The organism is Ruegeria sp. THAF33, from assembly GCF_009363615.1.
Taxonomy (GTDB): Bacteria; Pseudomonadota; Alphaproteobacteria; order Rhodobacterales; family Rhodobacteraceae; genus Ruegeria.
Genome location: NZ_CP045384.1, coordinates 102,501 through 119,606, shown reverse-complemented (window position 1 = coordinate 119,606; position 17,106 = coordinate 102,501). Strand labels below are relative to the sequence as shown.

Genomic DNA, 17,106 nt, shown 5'->3' with positions numbered 1-17,106 from the left:
TTGTTCGCCCAATCGTCATGTATTGGTGCCTCTGTCATCACTACCAGATTGGCTATGCCGTTTTCTTGCCACTGCGCAGGCAATAGTGAATGCAAAGTTGATTGGAACCATCAGCATCATGCAGGCCAGAACGCTCGCTGAATAGGCCGGATCAAAGCAGCACGCATCCACAAGTAGATAGACAAGACCGACATTGCGAAGGTTTGTGCAGGTTGCAAGGACCTGCCGATACTCCTTATTCTCGCCGCCTAAAAACCAGCCGAGCGCCATTAGGGACAGAATGAAAACCAATATGGCGATCAGGCTCGAAGGTCCCAATCCAACAGCCGCTTCCTGCCGGATGCTGATGCTTGCTACGACAGATGCAATGAATGAGACTGTCGATATCAGCATCGCCGGTTTGTAGATATGCTCGGCGACATCCGGGTAAAATCGTCGGATCAAAATCCCCAGAAGCAAGGGAATTCCGATCACACCCACGATGCGGATCAGTAGCTGGTCCCAAGCGACACGTTCCAGCGCGGCGGTTGGAAGAACGACCTGTGCAGCCGAAGGTGCAAGAACCAAGCCGATAATTGAAAGTAAGACCAATAGGGCCCCGGCCGCGCTGACTTGCCCTGGCGCTTTGGTTGAAAACTGGACGGCGTTGATGCCGCCGGGAGCGACCGCCAACAAAAACAAGACGGCGCTAACTGATCGTGGTAGGGGGAAGACCCCGATAATCAGGATTGCAATGACGGGCGGTATGAAGACATTTGCAGCAAGAAGGCGCGTTAGTCTTTCGCGTTCCAGAACTGTTGCACCCATTTCGCGCAGCGTTGCGCTCATCCCGATGCAAAGCATGGCCAGAGTAATGAAGATATGGATGAACAGGGTGACGGATTGCTCAAAGGGCAGCGGCGACTCCATCACAATGGTTCCACATTCCAAAGGATGCTGATTGTAGCGTAAATAGCGACCGCCAAGATCAACCCGGCTGAGACCAGCGCAGGTGAAATCGGAAATGGCTTTCCTGAGATATCAGAGATCCGCTTAAGAAAAGTAATTTGCTGTATGATGGCGACAGATAGCATTATTACAGCCAGTATCAGCATGAATAATCCGACAAAACGTGCATGTTCTATCGGAACCTCTTCCAACCCAGGCACATCAGTCAAAATTCTGAATAGTGCGGGTATAGAGAAGCCAAAACCAACGAGCGACGTAGCCGTTCTCATATATCCCATGGTCGTCCTGTCCGACGCGAGCCGGGACCGCTCGAACGCCAGATCTGTTCGTTCGCCGGCCAACTGATTGTTAGAACGCTGCGGCATGTCCTCGTCGTCAAAGTCCATTGGAGGCCTCAGTTAGAAAATCAGGTTTCACTTGGTTTATCCTCGACTCTCTCCTCGCGAATTTCCCGAACGAGGAAATAGTCGAGAAAGGTTCGGACGAAGGCGATGGCTGTCAGTTTCGCCAATTCTTCGATTGTTGGGTCTGTTGCAGTTGCAATAATATCCGCGCCTAGTTGCAGTTCGAGCGCCACAATCAGGTATTTTCCAAGGATGCGCCGTGCGACTGGCTCGGCATCCGACTTTCGATGCATAATGAACGCTCGTGCAAAGGCGATGCCTCCAGCAGCAACAACGATGACGCTCGCCGCTTCGAATAGAACCTGGATGTAACTCGCCGCTTGAACGATCAGGATTTCCAACTCATGCATGGTAACTATCCTGTTGCGACAGTTACAACTTCGCTATTTTCGTTCCCGACAGACGAACCAGAGCAAGCATCGAACAACTCACACAAGTGCGCTTGATCAAGAGTTGTTTTGTGTGCGATGGCAACGATCCGGTTTGCCGGATCCTCGCCCCCCCAAGGGCGGTCTTTTGTCAACTCGACCCGCCGCCCGACAACTTGCAGCAAATAACGGCTGTTCGGGTCGTCATCCAGGTAAACAAATCCCTTGCAGCGATAGATGTTTGAAGGCAGTTCTCTCTTGATCATTCGTTCCAGTGCTTTGCGCTGCAATGGCGCGTCGCGCGTATAACTCCAGGTGCTAAAGAAAGAACCGTGATTGTGCTTATGATGATGTTCGTGGTCGTGGCTATGCGCTTGATCAGCCATTGCGCGAGAAACATCGAAACGACCGACAGATAGCAGGATTTCGAGTGGAACGTTACATTTGACGGCAGGAACGATGCGAACCCTTGAGAAGAAGCCGTCTATCCACCTCTTTACCTTTGCAGTTTCCTCGACTCCTGCCAAATCAACTTTGTTAAGGATTACAAGATCCGCAAATCCGATCTGCTGCAGCTTGAGCTTGGCAAGGTCCGGGTCGTCATAAGTAAAGACTTGATCGGCGTCGACGACACACGTCACACTGTCAAGCCGTATCAGATCGCGATATGCTGAATCCACGAAGGTCATATAGATGCTTGCCGGATCTGCAACTCCGCTGGCTTCAAGCAGTATGTACTCAATGGGATCATCACGCTCGATCAACGCTGCGACCGACTCAACGAGATCATCTCGGATCTGGCAACAGACGCAGCCGTTCGCGAGGCTGATCATCCCATCTTCGACGTCAACAACCAGTTCTGCATCGACATTGATCGAGCCGAAGTCATTTACAAGTATGCCGACTTTCAACCCATGATCGCCTGTCAGAATGTGGTTAAGAAGCGTGGTTTTTCCCGCACCCAGAAACCCTGTTAGGATCGTCAGCGGGACAGGTTCTTTTGGGGCGTTATTCATGGCTGCATCCTTGGCAAGTACTGTGATCGCGCCGCGTGGCTCAGAAACGCGGCGCGTATTTTTAGTCAATAACCAGATCAATCCGTATGATCGCGTGCAGCAATCAGGGCGTGGAGGTCGAAGCGGAACGTTTCTTCGTCGTAGTGCTGCGTCAGTGGACGGAGTACGTCCTCAGGCATGTAGAGAGCCGGATCTAGTTCCCGTTCCCGCAGGAAGGCATCCTGTTGTTCCTCACGCGGCAAACGCGGTTTCGGAATCTGAATGTAATCCGGCATCTCGCCATCCGGGAACGGTATCGTTCTGGGATCTGGTGGTTGCATCGCCGGCATTTCCGGACGCAGGGCCATGCGTTCCCAGATACGATCCTTTGTGACGTTGATTACCTTGGTGTCTGGTCCACCAAAGAGGAATAGACCATCCCAATGCGCGCGAATTTCCGCGATGGCTTCGCCCGCCGATTCCTCGGTGTAGTGGCAGATCACACCAGCCCGCGGTTGAATTTCGTTCATCAGATATCCCGCCGCATAGTAAGGCGTGTGGTAGGTATCCAGAGTGAATTCCAGAACTTCTTTTGGCGTGCCGTATTTGTAGTTGAGTAGTTGCGGTAGATCGGCTTGTCCTTCGGTCACGAAAATGTCGCATCCTTTCGCAAACTCGATTGTGCTTTCATCAGGGCGCCCGTCGCCTGTCCAGACAAAGGACAATCCGGCTTCTTCCCAATCCACGCGATATGCTGACGCACCGCTTTTCACGTGGCTTCGTGCCCAGTGCGTGACTTTCAAACCGGGTTCTTCCAGAACCACACCGCCTTCGTCTTTGTAGTCGAACTCGACAACTTCGGTGTCGTAGCCGGCGCCAATCGGGCAGTGGTCAAAGTTCTCAAGATGCCATGTCATCATCTCATGCATCTTGTCGACCATATATTGGGTGCCCGTCTCTGGCCGGTCACCCGATGGGCCGAAAATGCGCAAACCGTTACGCCAGCCTCCCGACCATGCGCGGAACGGCATAAAGTAGGGTAGGTCTGCATAGTGGTCGACGTGCAAGTGGCTGATGAAGATGTCGCGCACCATCGGCGGCAAAATGCCAAGCTGAATAATATTCCTTACGCAGCCATTGCCGAAATCAAAGAACAGGCGGCGCGGGAATGGAGTACCGTTCCCCAGCTCCAAGACAATGCATGTACCGGACTGTACCATCGTCGGAGGCCAAGGCGTGCTACCCGGAAAACAAATCCGCATCTCGCCTTTTGGCAAAAGCTCGTTGGGCGGGAAAAAGTTGTTGCTTGTACAGCCGGGTGTCGGCCGGAAATACTCCGGCAGCGTAATGCCACCGCCGGGGCGTTGCCCGTAAGGGTTGCGTGATTGGCTCATTTTTGGATCCTCCGAGAGTTATTTTGGTGCGCAGTTTTTTGTTTGTTCTTGGTTCCTGAAGATAAGGACCTGTGTTTCCAAACCATCGCCGATATCAACTAGCATCGCTGAGCCTCTGCGTAAGTCGTCGAATTTCAGACAGCAGCTCGTCTCGAATAGTCTCCCATTCTTTTCGTACAGGGGACTTTTCTTGTGAGAGGGCTACATGCTTGAGAACTTCATCAAGGTCTTCCACCGCCTCACGTACATTTTCGTTCCTTAGCGCTCGGGACAGAGCCGCCTCGGAATGCTCAGGTATGAGGGCGTGGAGTTCCCTAGAGTCCATGGTTGAATGTGACCTTTTTGTATTCACTTTAGCCAATATGTTAGAAGGTGGGTGGAGCGGAAAGAAAGTGAGTTACGGTGAGCTAGGGGTGAGTTCAGCTTAGATTCAGAGAGGTGGGGCGATCATTAAAGCACTGAAAAAACAAGAAAATGGATGTGATTCTGGGGAAATGGTAGAGGCTGAAGAAATTAGTCGAGCACTTGAGCGGGTCCTTTCATCCGCAGAGTTTGCTGGTTCACCCAGGCTGCAGTCCTTCCTAAGATACATTGTCGAACAGGAACTTGACGGTCATGGGCGCTCCATAAAGGGCAAAGCTATCGCGACTGATGTCTACGAAAAGGAGCTTGACGAGACCGGTGGGGCACTAAACCTCGTTCGGGTTGAGGCCCGTCGCCTTAGGCGTGCCTTGGAGAACTACTACAGTGGCGCGGGCAAATCAGACCCTTTACGCATATCTATGCAAACCGGGGGGTATCGACCACAATTTGAACCATCCGTCGCGACGAAGCCAAGTAGCGGGCAAAGCCAGTCGGCATCTTCGCACTCTGGCGGTTTCTGGCGTCGTAAATTCCTGCTACCGCTCATCGCAACAACGCTTTTGTTGGCATGTGTCCTAGGATATTTTGGACTACGCGGTTCCCAATCGAACACGCAGTTAGCAACCGCTAAAAAACCCGCAGAATTGGCTGCGCTTCGGGAGAGGTCATTCACCAGTGTTCAGGCTGCAAACTTAGCTGAGCAAACACGGGGAGTGTTTTTTCCTCTATTCGACCTCCGACGGCAAGCCATTAACTTGGAAACGTTTCGGTATGTGATTGACCTCGATCCGCAACTTGCTGCGGGTTATGCAGGTTCGGCCCAGGTACTCGCGCTTAAGTCGCTTCTGACAAGCGATGCTGACGCATCAACCGCTTTAGTTTCCGAAGCTTTGGAAATGGCAGAACGCGCTACCACGCTAGATCCCTTGGATGGTTGGTCTCAGGCCGCTCATGGCTGGACCCTAGCTGTGACTGGAGATAGTGAAGGAGCGCTTAGACGTGCCCGAATTGCCTTGGATCTTAGCCCTCAAGACGGCCACACTTTGGATCTAATAGGCATCACGGCCCTAGTGGTAGATGATCCAGTGTTTATGGCCGAAGTGTCTCACCCACAACGGTCTCGACTGGGCGTTGGCCGTTTCGCATACAACAATATCTACGGTGCTTCACAACTAATGCTGGAGAACTATGACATAGTCATAGAGGCCTTCTCCAAAGCAGCAGAGCGAGGCCATCCCGTAAGTCCTCCAAGCCTCTTTTTGCTCGCGACCGCCTATCACGAAACAGGCAATACTGCAGGGGCGGAGAAGGCAGTCGTCGAAATGTTGGACACTTGGCCGGACTTTCCTGCCCATGAAGTTATAGCTCGGTTTTTCGTGAATGACTCTGCAACTCGTTCGCGCGTTCTTTCGGTGCTTGATCTTTATTCACCAAGTTGAGTCAGCAGACGTTCAGCTAGCTGAAGGAGTCCGCGCGACCAACTCGCCACCTTCCATCCAATCGATAACATCAACCTCAGTCTCGTTGTTACAACCAACTTGGCTGTAAGTGCTCCTATCTACACATCGCAGACCTTCGCGCCCTGAGCACCACTGGCAACTTTGGACTCGAACCAGACCTTTGATGCGGCTGACGCAAATGGCCGCTGTGGGCCGCTTGCTAATTTGGGACGCCAGGGCGGAAAGCAGACCTTCGCTGCGCTCAGTGCCAATGACCGCATTGCGGACAAAGTTGACATTCGCAATTTGATGGGATTTCAATTTTCGGGCGCGTATCCCGTTGACCGATTTCATCCAACTTGCTCAAAAACAATATGCTTCCGCCAAGAGCCGTAAATGCGATTGACCATGTGCGCCAAAGTTCAAGTGGTCCTCCTGTCCCGGATAGTCTTCGGGTAACAATAAACTTCCACCCGGACTCATTACATGGAGATGAGTGGATGATTGAGGCGCTTGCACGAGAAGGGGTTTATCGGTCCCAGTTCGAAACTGGTAACAGCAATGGTGGTTTGACAGCGCATCCCGGAGGAGATCGGTGGTATTGGGAGAGCCGTATTTTTGGAGCGGCTTATGACGACGTTGAGTCATCACAGCGACCAAAATACGGTGCGTTAAATCATCTGGGTTATGCAACGGGCGGTTCGCCACGCTTTGGTTCCTGCCATCTAAGAATGCGGAACCAAGTCTTGTCTCGATCAACTTTTAGCTATCCGGACAGCTACTTCGATCCAACCAACTTTGGTGTGGCCGACAGGATGGGCTTAATTACCTTGGCAACAGAGAATGACCCATCACTGGACGAGCTCGACAACTACATTGAAGCTCATGTTCATGGGCCATTGATCTTGGTTGAGGATGTCGAGGCCGCAGTGTTCGACTCAAGCTACAGGGACACAGAAATTGAGACGGCAGCGACTAAATTAGGTTGCCCCATTCAATGGCATTCCGGTTTTCGGATGTGCGCGAACCGCATTTCTGAATGCGTAAGTTTTCGCGGTCAGGATGCTGCTGACATGGCCGCCTCTCTTGTCGAAAATGGTGTTTTGACTCCCAGACAGATCGGGTTGGCCCGGAAAAGCTATGGGGCAGATCAGCAATTGCTGAAACGTGTCTGGCATTGTGTGGCAAAGTTTGGCAGTTCGCACATTCTGTGAAAACCAACTAACAATGTCTGCCTTGGGCTCAATATTGCCGTTCTTTGCGGTTTGCATGGTTGGCGGGTCGCAGCCCTAACCGGACACTCCCAACTAAACTTTGCAAATCCCCATAAGCGGGACAAAGCTACTGGTGAACCTTTCGCAAAAATGCCTCTTATCTGACGCCTAGCAGTTTTTCACTCAGACCCGCGCGGCGATCATTTCGGCAGCTTTTTCAGCAATCATAATCACCGGCGCGTTGGGATGTCCGGTGTTCATTTGCGGCATCACAGACGCATCGGCAACACTCAACCCTTCAAGCCCGTGCACCTTCAAGTTGGGAGCAACGACGCAATCATCGCTTTGCCCCATCCTGCAACTGCCAACGGGATGAAAAGACGTCGACGAAATCTCGCGGATGTCCGCAAGAAGTTCTTCGTCGCTCTGGGCGTCCGCCCCCGGAGATATCTCAACTGGATTGAGCTTCGCAAAGGCTTCCTGTGACACAATCTTCCGCGCTTCTTTGATGATCGCGCGCATCAGATCGACGTCCGCCGGATCGCTAAGATATCCAGGATCGATAATGGGCCGATCCAATGGGTCGCTTGATGCAATCGTCACACGCCCTCGGCTCCAAGGACGGGTCGGAAAACCAGAGATTGTGAAACCGTGGCGATCCGGTGGGCGATATTCCGGGGCTCCCAAGCTTATGAAATATGGGATCATAAGCAGTTCTATATCGGGAATATCGACATGAGGTCCGGATCTCAGAAATGCACCAGACTCAAAGTGGTTCGTTGTCAGGGGCCCGCGCGACTCCTCTGAGTAGAGGCGCTCAACTTCCGCAGTTTGCTCAGAGCTTCGGCCAAAGAAGGTCAAGGGTTGATCGATTTCCCAACGGGCGCGGTAATGAAAATGATCCTGCAGATTTTCGCCCACACCGGGCAGGTCATGCTTCACCGGGACGCCGACATTGTTCAACAGGTCTGCTGGGCCAATTCCTGAGAGTTGCAGGATCTGTGGTGAACCTATGGCACCCGCCGCCAAGACGGTTTCCTGTGCTGTTGCATTGTTGAGTTCGCCCTTGGCGACATAATTCACACCGGTCACAGAACTGCCCTCAAGTTGCAACGACATGACAGTCGCGCCAGTCACAACGGTTAAGTTGGGACGCCCCATCGCTGCGGAGAGGTATGTCTGCGCGGTGCCGCCCCGCCGGTTATCCTGCAAAGTCGCGGGGAAATAACCGCAGCCGTCCAATTCCGTGCCATTCAGATCGCCATTAAACGGAATCCCGGCCTGCTGGCAGGCTTGGATAAATGTCTCGGTCAAGGGCGACCGCTCGCCTGGCTTAGTCACAGTTAGCGGACCACTGTCTCCATGGATCGAAGGATCTCCATCGACTTCCCAATTCTCAGCCTTCTTGAAATAGGGCAGCACATCGTCCCATCCCCAGCCCTTAGCACCCATTTGGGACCACGTGTTGTAGTCTTTCGGATGCCCGCGCAGGTAAATCATGTAATTGATCGAACCAGTGCCGCCGATACATCGACCGCGCGGATAGGCGATCTGGCGCCCTGAAAGTTCACCCTGCGGGGCGGTTCGAAAGGCCCAATCGAAGCGTGTATTAGTGAGCGCGCCAAATTTTGCGGGTGTGGAAACTCGGGGGTCGTCGTTCGATCCACCGGCCTCTAATAGCAAAACGGAACGCTTTACATCTTCGGTCAAACGAGCGGCGAGCACGCATCCTGCGCTTCCGGCGCCAACGATAATAACGTCAAAACTATCCGTCATAACAAAACCCCAAACTACCAATCCGGAAAGAGTGGCGGACAGTCTGCCCTTTATCAAGCAACACATTTTGCGGAGGTTGGGTATGTCCGCTTTGGGCTCGAACCAGACCTTTGATGCGGCTGACGCAAATGGCCGCTGTGGGCCGCTTGCTAATTTGGGACGCCAGGGCGGAAAGCAGACCTTCGCTGCGCTCAGTGCCAATGACCGCATTGCGGACAAAGCTGCCATTCGGCCCGAGCGACTGGCCCGTCAGGATAGAGCTATCTCCAAACGGTCCAACGCATTGGGCGGCCACACCTCATCGAATTTGTAAAATTCCTCAAAGATAGGAATGTCTTTGCTGAGTGGCACCCAGGCCTGCTTGCTGTTGGTGAAAATCTGTACATCCGGAGGACATTGATCCGGGTTGTTCAATGTTCCGACGCGCACGTACCTTAGCTTGCCAAGGCGGATCATGTAGCTGCTAAAAACGGCGACGCCACAATCTCTACAGCGCGTAATGATCTGACCTTTCCCGCTTGGAGTAGAGAGCTCATGTTCAGTGATTGGCCCCTCAAACTGCACGCGATCTGCCTCAATGATGGCGTTCAAGACGTAGGCCGCTCCGGTTTGTCGCTGACATTCGCCGCAGTGGCAGCAATGCACGAACATGGGTGGTGACGTCATTTGATACGTTACGGCTCCGCAACCGCATTTCCCCTTGATCATTGTTTCCCCCTAATTGCTTCTTTGCATTCAAGCCATCGCTCTTATTGAACCAGTTCATAATGCTTGATCGAACGCGACTCGACCAATTCGGCCTCCGCCGGATCGATATGCGGACTCTGGTAGTTATCGCCGACAAAAGCCTTTAGTGACTCCAGGTTTTCCCAAATCATCACAAAGCTGAACTCTCGCGGTGTGTCAGCACGTGCGGCACCAGGAAACACTTGAACGATGCCCTTGGTACCTCTCATCAAGGGGATAGCTGTTTCATGGAAGAACTTGCTGAACTCTTCCTCTTTGCCCGGCCGTGTCACGACCTGAAAAATACGCATGATCATTCATCCGACCTCCGTAAAGTACGGTTCCTGAATGTATGAGCGCCTCTGGTTCCGCGACCATATCATTTCGTTCCGAGATTGTCTGCTTTGGGCTCAGAGCGGTCGTTCGCTGCAGAGCGGCGCAGTACTGTCAAATTAGGGTCCGCTTTGGACTCGACTCGGTCATCCTAGTATTTTGCTCAGATGACGGCTAAGCGCCGTTGAGCCGTCGTTCGGATATTGCAGCCCCGACGGATTTAAGCTGTACGCTTGGGTCCAGACACAAAGGCAGTATGCTAAGTCCAATAAATTATCGTCCGAACAGTACGACCGATTGGATGCATTGACCGGCTGGTTTTGGGGTCGAACCCTAAAGACCACTGCAATAGATGAATAGGGATGTACCGCGCATCACCAAGGCAAAGGTCAAGACCTGTCTTCCACCGTCTGCCAACTGACCATCAGATTCGCTTCTGCCGAGACACGCAAGAATCGCCGCATTCAGATCATCGTCAGTCATGCGATCCGGCAACCCGTTGGGAGCCGCCAACCTGCGCTAAGCAAGTGTCTGAAGGCTGGCCTATCGATCCTGCCGAAAGAACCATTTGCACACGCATGGCTTGAATGAGACACCGCTGAACACTATATTTAGGCAGATTCTAAAGTTTGAGCACAGCATATGGCAAGTTTTGGCGGTTTCATCCGTAAATCTCCATCTGACAGATTGCGTCGTTTTTTCAGTACGCGAAACGTTTCTGTGCCCGATGATTTTGACTGGTCGAGCAACGGTCGCGGCACTGCGCTGGTAAAGTCTGTCGAGGAATTGTTGGCCGGGTTGCCGGAGCGGCAACAAGATGCGGTCAAGGCCGAACTGGATCTGCTCGCCAGTCTGGCTGACAAGGATGGCATGACTGCTGCGGAGCAGGTTTGCGCTGGACAAAACATCGACATTGAAGGGCTGGCGGGCATTCAGGAGGTCTTGCTGTTTTTAGCTATCGATCATCCCACAGAGATAGATCGCGTTTCGGTACAAGCCTCTATGCTTCGAAGAAACGGGGGCAGGAATTGGGCAGCCTTTCAATTCGACGATGACAGAAAACCCTGGGACCTGAACAGCCAAATTGCGCGTGATGCATTTTTAACCGATACCGTCGCAATTCTTGACTTGCCCAACCATCGCAAACGCGTTGCAGATTGGTTTGAGACCGTCCGGGTGCATCCGATCACCGGAGAAGCGACGACGCTCACCCAAGCAACAATTTATGTTGAGGAACGCGCCGAGAGCGAATTGGGTTTTGGTCCATCCGCGACTCTGGAGCGTCATGTTGTACCGAAGGTTCTGGAAGTGGGCATAGCTTGTGACGTCCAAGCGCGCGTCGTTGAGATCAGCGCAAAGGGTGGAAAAAAGGCGCGTGATCAATATGCCAGAGCATTCTCCAAGCATTTTGCTCCACATTCTGAAGCGCCTGTGCAAATGCCGCGACGGGACGTGATGCTTGATATTTTGAAGCAAGCTCCGGATTTTGATATTGAACCTGCAGATGGGATTGAACGGATCGAAGTTTCATCGCTGGAGTTCCATGCCACTGGTGGAGGATATGTCCGCATTGAGAAACGCGGTGAAGGTGAATCCGTCTACCAGTTCATTGAAAGGCGGTTCGGGCACAATTCGCCCCTGCGCGCTGGAGGGTGGCAAATTCTTGCAGCAACTGTTCGTATCATTCTCACTCCAACAGATGGACAGCGCCGCCGAACGCTGACGGTTACTTTACGCTTGCCCAATACCACGACCTTGCCCAACAAAACCGAGAAGGACCGTCAGTTTGTTTTTAACCTTTTGGAGCGATGGGGCCTTCTAGCAGCGCCGCACGCCGATTTCGATGTTGTCGAGGTGGCCTGATTGTCGGCAATCGATTTGCTTTGTGAAATAATTACTCTGAAGGCGAAGGCGTCTGCGGCGTTTTTCAATCAACAACAAGACTTCCAAGCACTCTTTCGTAAAGGTTTGATTCGGGAATGCGGGGTGGCCCAGTCTGTCAACTGCCTCGAATGCGATACCACACATGATGCCGAAATCGTCCACGAAGCTGGTCGGTACGGATACCATTGTCCCGACGTGGGTTTTGTCTCTGTAGAACGGGACGAGATCATGAGTCTGCAGCCCAATATGCCGCGCATCGTTTCGGGTCTTGCGGATGCCTTTGGGTGCAGGCGCAGGAAATCCACTCCCTTGCAGGGCTCGACGTGGCGCATAGGAACGGTGCCATCCGAGGGAGGTGACATCACGCTATATTTTCACCCTTGTTTGTCGGACGAGCAGGATGCGTTGGAGTTGTCCGCTGCCTTATCACGAGACGTCAGAACAGCGTTTCGAGTGATTCTGACTGCGGCAGGCACGTTGCCGCTACCATACGCCAAAACGGCATTACTCATAGATGTAGTCGAATTTCCTGCTGATCGGTCCGAGTTTTCTGTGCTCGCTGATCCACACGACATTGCAGGAGCACCGCGCAGAAACCCCGGCGGGGCGCCAAATCGGTTTCAGGACCTTTTGGTTCAAATCCTGCAATCCCGGGTGAATGATTGCATCGCGTTGAAAGGGCGCAACGCAGAGGCAAAGGCCGTCCGTGACCAGTTTTGCCGCTTGTACCCCGATAAGGCCGCCCCATCTCTATCCAGTGTTCAGTATTACGTGACTAAGTTTCGGAGTGGTCAATAACTGGTCAGAAACCTGTCGTCTGTTTCTGCCCAAGTCGCATTCGTCACGGTTCGCTCATGCTCTTACAAAGGAGAATGAGCCATGACGAACACACCGGAACTTCTGAACCACGCCGCACAAATCCTTGCGGTTTCCCCGAATGAGGCCGCGCGCCTGTGCAGCATCGGGCGGACCACGCTCTATGCAGCTTTGTCTTCAGGCGATCTCAAAAGCGTTAAAATCGGCACGCGTCGCTTGATTACAATCGATGCTCTGCGTGACTGGTTGAAAAACAACGAACAGGGGAAGGGCGGGTAAGGGGCGCGAGATGCCAAAGCAAGCGCGACTGAACGGAATCAAGGCATTCCGCACCTACACCATCCAAGAGGCGGCGGAGATTACCGGCGTCTCACCCCGCACGATCCGTAACTGGATCGCGAACGGCTTGCTTGTGATGGACGGAGAACGCCCAGTGCTGATCCGGGGCGATGATCTGCGCAAGTTTATCAAGAACCAGCGCGCCGAACGGAAATGCGAGACCGCACCAGACGAGTTCTATTGCGTCAGTTGCAGAAAACCCCGCAAGGCGGCAGAGCGATTTGCCGATTGCACGATCATTGGCGCCCGCGTCAAACTAACCGCGTTCTGCGAGGTCTGCGAAACGGTCATTTCCAAGCCAATCACCGAGGCGAGTATCCCCGAAATTCGCCGGACCCTCACCCTCACAATTAAGCGGCATGAGACGACATTATAGTGGTGGACACTGAGCCCCTTATTTTTCCACTTCAGGCCCCTGTCGAATGACCGGTTTTTGGAACCCTGATTTCAACGCAGAAAGGAGATCATCATGACCAAACGCCCAAACGAGAAAAACGAACGGATCAAGCGCCGCTTTCTGGAGTTTCGCAAATATGCAAAGCGGCTGTCAGAGAAGACAATCGACCGTGAACTTGCTGCCTTGGAGCGGTTCGACATCTGGAACGGGCGCAAGGACTTTGCGCGCTTCCATATTGAATGGGCGATGGGGTTTCGCACGCATCTGGAGCAGGCCAAAACCAAGGCGGGCAAACCGCTCGGCAAGTCCACCACCCGCGCCATCATGGCAACGCTGCGCGAGTTCACGCTCTGGCTGTCTCAACAAGATGGTTTCCGCAGCCGGATCAAACCGGCGGATGCAGAGTATTTCAATCTGTCCCGCCGTGATGAAGCCGAAGCCCGCGCCGCCACGACACGTCCCGCGCCGAGCATCAAGCAGGCCAAGCGCGCCTTGGCGCTTTTGCCCGAAAGCACGCCACAGGAGTTGCGTGACAAGGCCGTCTTCGCGCTTTTGTGCCTGACGGGCATCAGGGTCGGTGCACTTATTTCTCTCCGCATCAAACACATCGACCTTGCCGAGAAGTCCGTGACCCAAAACCCGCGTGAGGTTGCGACAAAGTTTGGCAAGCCTATCGACACGTTCTTTGCGAAAGATTTTGAAGAGGCCGAAGCCGTTCTGACGTCATGGCTGACCTATCTGGACGAAACCGCTCTCTATGGCCCGGACGATCCGCTTTTTCCTGCAACCGCGCTGACCTGCAGTGCAAACACCGGATTTCAGGCAACCGGTTTCGATCGCCGCTCTTGGAAAAGCACAGAACCTGTCCGCAAGATCGTCAACACTGCCTTTAAGGCTGCAGATCTTCCAAATTTCGGCCCGCACGCGTTTCGCCACATGCTCGCGCGCCACGTCGCCAAAACCTGCACCTCCGTCGCCGAACTTGTCGCAACATCCCAGAACCTCGGCCACACAGACGTTTTAACGACTTTGCGCAGCTACGGCCAAATCAGCCGCGAACGCCAACGCGCGCTTGTTACCGGCGAGGCAGATGATGACGTTTTGGGTGATTGAAGCGCCAGGCGGGTAAAGCACAGTAAAGTGTGGGAATAAATGTGGGAACCAGCATATTGAATTATAGTTTTATCTATAAAATTCAATGCATTAATGAGTTTTTATGGCGGAGACGAAGGGATTCGAACCCTCGAAACCATTCCTGGTTTACTCCCTTAGCAGGGGAGCGCCTTCGACCACTCGGCCACGTCTCCATCGACGGGTATATCCTTGCAAGCGACGGGAATACAAGGCGAAATATCTGATTTGTGCCCCTCTCTGGCAAAATTGCTGAACCCGTTGAAATCACGGTAAAAGACGCCAACTTAGATGGATCATGGGCCAGTTTTGGAGAATTTTTTCTGAAGCCTTTATTCAACGCGGTGCCACCAAACCTTCAGGTTCGAAGCGACACGGCATATCGATTCCCCGTTCCGCATAGTTGCGCCGATTATGAGATCATTTTCTGAAAGCGATGAAGTTCTCTTGTTACAGTTTGATCCCATTGCCACGCCTAACCTGGAAAATGCCCACTTGTTCGCTAAGGGACATTACCCCAACATAAAAAGTCCCGCGAGTTGCGAGGCCAAATGTTTGATATCTGACTTGAATTTTTAGTTACGGGAGCAGGATTTGAACCTCTGACCTTCAGGTTGTGAGCCTGACGAGGTTTGATCGTTTAGCGAACAGTCCAGTGGACTGTTTATAGATCGAACGGTCTGCTGGAATTATTGGTTGCGGGAGCAGGATTTGAACCTGCGACCTTCAGGTTATGAGCCTGACGAGCTACCGGGCTGCTCCATCCCGCGACAGTTTTTGTGACCTAGCGCTTACGCTACTTGAGGTCTTTGGTTGGCCTATCGCTTGCGCTATTTAAGGCCGGGTATTGTTTTTTGATCGTTTAGAGAGATGTGGGCTTTTACTAGGTTTGGCGGTGACCTACTCTCCCGGGGCTTAAGCCCAAGTACCATTGGCGCGGCAGTGCTTAACTTCCGGGTTCGGGATGGGACCGGGTGTTTCACTTGCGCTATGACCACCAAACCGAGGAAAAGCCCACGTCGCTCTTTTTGCTTTGCAAAAAGGCGACGCGCGGGAGGCAGCGTATTCGCTTGCGAATGCGCGTTCCCGCACGGTTGTAATTATCAACCAACAGTGTCGCTTGGTGCGACACGATCATCCATTGTCAAGGTCGGTGTATGCTTTGGTCTTGTCTTTCCATTACTGGATCAAATCAAGCCTATCGGGCGATTAGTACCGGTCAACTGAACGCATTACTGCGCTTACATCTCCGGCCTATTGACGTGGTGGTCTTCCACGGCCCTCAGGGAGACCTTGTTTTGAGGGGGGCTTCCCGCTTAGATGCCTTCAGCGGTTATCCTGTCCGATCATAGCTACCCAGCACTGCCGTTGGCACGACAACTGGTCCACCAGTGGATCGTTCACCCCGGTCCTCTCGTACTAGGGGCAACTCCTCTCAAGTCTCCTACACCCACGGCAGATAGGGACCGAACTGTCTCACGACGTTCTAAACCCAGCTCACGTACCTCTTTAAACGGCGAACAGCCGTACCCTTGGGACCTGCTCCAGCCCCAGGATGAGATGAGCCGACATCGAGGTGCCAAACACTGCCGTCGATATGGACTCTTGGGCAGTATCAGCCTGTTATCCCCGGCGTACCTTTTATCCGTTGAGCGATGGCCCTTCCACTCGGGACCACCGGATCACTATGGCCGTCTTTCGACTCTGCTCGACTTGTCAGTCTCGCAGTCAGGCTGGCTTCTGCCATTGCACTCAACGAGCGATTTCCGACCGCTCTGAGCCAACCTTCGCGCGCCTCCGTTACGCTTTAGGAGGCGACCGCCCCAGTCAAACTACCCGCCACGCAGGGTCCCGGATCCGGATAACGGACCGCGGTTAGACATCAAGAGTGCGAAGGGTGGTATCTCAAGGGAGGCTCCACCGCGACTGGCGTCACGGTTTCAAAGCCTACCACCTATCCTGCACATCACAATCCTGATGCCAGTGCGAAGCTGTAGTAAAGGTGCACGGGGTCTTTCCGTCTAACCGCGGGAAGCCTGCATCTTGACAGGCAATTCAATTTCGCTGAGTCGATGTTGGAGACAGCGGGGAAGTCGTTACGCCATTCGTGCAGGTCGGAACTTACCCGACAAGGAATTTCGCTACCTTAGGACCGTTATAGTTACGGCCGCCGTTTACCTGGGCTTCAATTCAAGGCTCTCACCTCTCCTTTTAACCTTCAGGCACCGGGCAGGCGTCAGACCCTATACGTCGTCTTGCGACTTCGCAGAGCCCTGTGTTTTTAATAAACAGTCGCCACCCCCTGGTTTGTGCCCCCAGCCCCTAGTTGCCTAGGAACCGGGCCTCCTTCTCGCGAACTTACGGAGGTATTTTGCCGAGTTCCTTCAACATCGTTCTCTCAAGCGCCTTGGTATGCTCTACCAGTCCACCTGTGTCGGTTTAGGGTACGGTCTGATGGAGGGCTATTTCCAGGAACTGCTCAGCAGCCCAACCAATCCGATAAGGTTGAACTACACCTGCAATCCGTCACATCCTCCTGGCCTAGGAATATTAACCTAGTTCCCATCGCCTACGCCTTT

General features: G+C 53.2%; 16 protein-coding genes, 2 tRNA genes and 2 rRNA genes (1 of these 20 cut by a window edge). 8 read left to right on the top strand and 12 right to left on the bottom strand.

Annotation, left to right across the window (positions count from 1 at the left end; genetic code table 11):
• Positions 1 to 15: 15 nt before the first annotated feature.
• The 5 genes from FIU92_RS00585 to gntH form a co-directional block, all read right to left on the bottom strand.
• Complete coding sequence (locus tag FIU92_RS00585; protein ID WP_152456709.1) at positions 16 to 909, bottom strand: bile acid:sodium symporter family protein; 894 nt, start codon at positions 907 to 909, stop codon at positions 16 to 18.
• Positions 909 to 1,334: a YidH family protein gene (locus FIU92_RS00580; RefSeq protein WP_152456708.1), complete on the bottom strand. Its 426-nt coding sequence runs from the start codon at positions 1,332 to 1,334 to the stop codon at positions 909 to 911. The genes FIU92_RS00585 and FIU92_RS00580 overlap by 1 nt, the downstream gene beginning before the upstream one ends.
• 20 nt (positions 1,335 to 1,354) lie before the next feature.
• The gene (locus tag FIU92_RS00575; protein WP_152456707.1) at positions 1,355 to 1,702 is read right to left on the bottom strand and encodes a DUF1622 domain-containing protein; all 348 of its coding nucleotides are present in this window, start codon (positions 1,700 to 1,702) and stop codon (positions 1,355 to 1,357) included.
• Between the two features lie 5 nt (positions 1,703 to 1,707).
• Positions 1,708 to 2,736 (bottom strand): GTP-binding protein, encoded by a 1,029-nt coding sequence (locus FIU92_RS00570; protein ID WP_152456706.1) that lies wholly within the window; start codon positions 2,734 to 2,736, stop codon positions 1,708 to 1,710.
• A 77-nt stretch (positions 2,737 to 2,813) separates the two neighbouring features.
• A complete protein-coding gene (gntH, locus tag FIU92_RS00565; protein WP_152456705.1) occupies positions 2,814 to 4,109 on the bottom strand; it encodes a guanitoxin biosynthesis MBL fold metallo-hydrolase GntH in 1,296 nt (431 codons plus the stop codon).
• A gap of 494 nt (positions 4,110 to 4,603) precedes the next feature.
• Between gntH and FIU92_RS00560 the strand changes: the two genes are divergently transcribed.
• On the top strand, positions 4,604 to 5,911 hold the full coding sequence (locus FIU92_RS00560) for a tetratricopeptide repeat protein (protein ID WP_152456704.1): 1,308 nt from the start codon (positions 4,604 to 4,606) through the stop codon (positions 5,909 to 5,911).
• A gap of 500 nt (positions 5,912 to 6,411) precedes the next feature.
• On the top strand, positions 6,412 to 7,125 hold the full coding sequence (locus tag FIU92_RS00555) for a DUF3626 domain-containing protein (protein WP_254705334.1): 714 nt from the start codon (positions 6,412 to 6,414) through the stop codon (positions 7,123 to 7,125).
• 183 nt (positions 7,126 to 7,308) lie between these two features.
• Here FIU92_RS00555 and FIU92_RS00550 read toward each other — a convergent pair whose 3' ends face one another.
• The 3 genes from FIU92_RS00550 to FIU92_RS00540 form a co-directional block, all read right to left on the bottom strand.
• The gene (locus FIU92_RS00550) at positions 7,309 to 8,901 is read right to left on the bottom strand and encodes a GMC family oxidoreductase (RefSeq protein WP_172978442.1); all 1,593 of its coding nucleotides are present in this window, start codon (positions 8,899 to 8,901) and stop codon (positions 7,309 to 7,311) included.
• Positions 8,902 to 9,150: 249 nt separating this feature from the next.
• Positions 9,151 to 9,609 (bottom strand): GFA family protein, encoded by a 459-nt coding sequence (locus FIU92_RS00545; protein WP_152456702.1) that lies wholly within the window; start codon positions 9,607 to 9,609, stop codon positions 9,151 to 9,153.
• Between the two features lie 41 nt (positions 9,610 to 9,650).
• Positions 9,651 to 9,944, bottom strand: a complete 294-nt coding sequence (locus FIU92_RS00540) for a putative quinol monooxygenase (protein ID WP_152456701.1) — start codon at positions 9,942 to 9,944, stop codon at positions 9,651 to 9,653.
• Positions 9,945 to 10,185: 241 nt separating this feature from the next.
• Between FIU92_RS00540 and FIU92_RS23165 the strand changes: the two genes are divergently transcribed.
• The 6 genes from FIU92_RS23165 (at position 10,186) to FIU92_RS00510 (ending at position 14,509) form a co-directional block, all read left to right on the top strand.
• Positions 10,186 to 10,320: a helicase associated domain-containing protein gene (locus tag FIU92_RS23165; RefSeq protein WP_152459797.1), complete on the top strand. Its 135-nt coding sequence runs from the start codon at positions 10,186 to 10,188 to the stop codon at positions 10,318 to 10,320.
• A gap of 282 nt (positions 10,321 to 10,602) precedes the next feature.
• A complete protein-coding gene (locus tag FIU92_RS00530; protein ID WP_152456700.1) occupies positions 10,603 to 11,823 on the top strand; it encodes a hypothetical protein in 1,221 nt (406 codons plus the stop codon).
• On the top strand, positions 11,824 to 12,642 hold the full coding sequence (locus FIU92_RS00525; RefSeq protein WP_152456699.1) for a hypothetical protein: 819 nt from the start codon (positions 11,824 to 11,826) through the stop codon (positions 12,640 to 12,642).
• Positions 12,643 to 12,723: 81 nt separating this feature from the next.
• Positions 12,724 to 12,939, top strand: coding sequence for a helix-turn-helix domain-containing protein (locus FIU92_RS00520; RefSeq protein WP_152456698.1), 216 nt, complete (start codon positions 12,724 to 12,726; stop codon positions 12,937 to 12,939).
• Positions 12,940 to 12,949: 10 nt separating this feature from the next.
• Positions 12,950 to 13,375 (top strand): helix-turn-helix domain-containing protein, encoded by a 426-nt coding sequence (locus tag FIU92_RS00515; protein ID WP_152456697.1) that lies wholly within the window; start codon positions 12,950 to 12,952, stop codon positions 13,373 to 13,375.
• Between the two features lie 93 nt (positions 13,376 to 13,468).
• A complete protein-coding gene (locus tag FIU92_RS00510; protein WP_152456696.1) occupies positions 13,469 to 14,509 on the top strand; it encodes a tyrosine-type recombinase/integrase in 1,041 nt (346 codons plus the stop codon).
• A gap of 104 nt (positions 14,510 to 14,613) precedes the next feature.
• Here FIU92_RS00510 and FIU92_RS00505 read toward each other — a convergent pair.
• The 4 genes from FIU92_RS00505 to FIU92_RS00490 all read right to left on the bottom strand — a co-directional run.
• Positions 14,614 to 14,703, bottom strand: a tRNA-Ser gene (locus FIU92_RS00505).
• A 517-nt stretch (positions 14,704 to 15,220) separates the two neighbouring features.
• Positions 15,221 to 15,297, bottom strand: a tRNA-Met gene (locus tag FIU92_RS00500).
• Between the two features lie 117 nt (positions 15,298 to 15,414).
• A 5S ribosomal RNA gene (rrf, locus tag FIU92_RS00495) occupies positions 15,415 to 15,529 on the bottom strand.
• 186 nt (positions 15,530 to 15,715) lie between these two features.
• Positions 15,716 to 17,106 (bottom strand): 23S ribosomal RNA (locus FIU92_RS00490) (it continues 1,475 nt past the right edge of the window).